This is a genomic window from Halomonas sp. SIMBA_159 (assembly GCF_046536035.1).
In the GTDB taxonomy this organism is placed as follows: domain Bacteria; phylum Pseudomonadota; class Gammaproteobacteria; order Pseudomonadales; family Halomonadaceae; genus Vreelandella; species Vreelandella venusta_A.
Genome location: NZ_JAWJBT010000588.1, coordinates 1 through 271, shown reverse-complemented (window position 1 = coordinate 271; position 271 = coordinate 1). Strand labels below are relative to the sequence as shown.

Sequence of the window (271 nt, the reverse complement as noted above, 5' to 3'; positions counted from 1 at the left end):
CCGCTTTGTGGCTTACAAGGGTAACTGGTAATGCGTTGCCGCGGCTTCACCTTGGTTGAGCTGGTCATTACGCTGGTGGTGCTGGCGATACTGGCGTTGGGTGTTACCAGCTATCTGGGTATTGGGTCGCGCATGTATGCCGATGCAGCGCTGCGTGAACAGGTGCTGGGGCAAAGCCGTTTTGTTGCCGAACGCCTGGTACGCGAGCTGCGAAATGCAGTGCCCAACAGTGTGTCATTTTCATTAAGCAGTAATTGCCTGCAGTTCCGGC

The 271-nt window shown here is 55.7% G+C and carries 1 protein-coding gene; it reads left to right on the top strand.

The features are described from left to right. Positions 1–30 precede the first annotated feature (30 nt). A partial coding sequence (locus tag R0J87_RS20570; RefSeq protein ID WP_498888571.1) for a PilW family protein occupies positions 31–271 on the top strand: 241 nt, incomplete at its 3' end.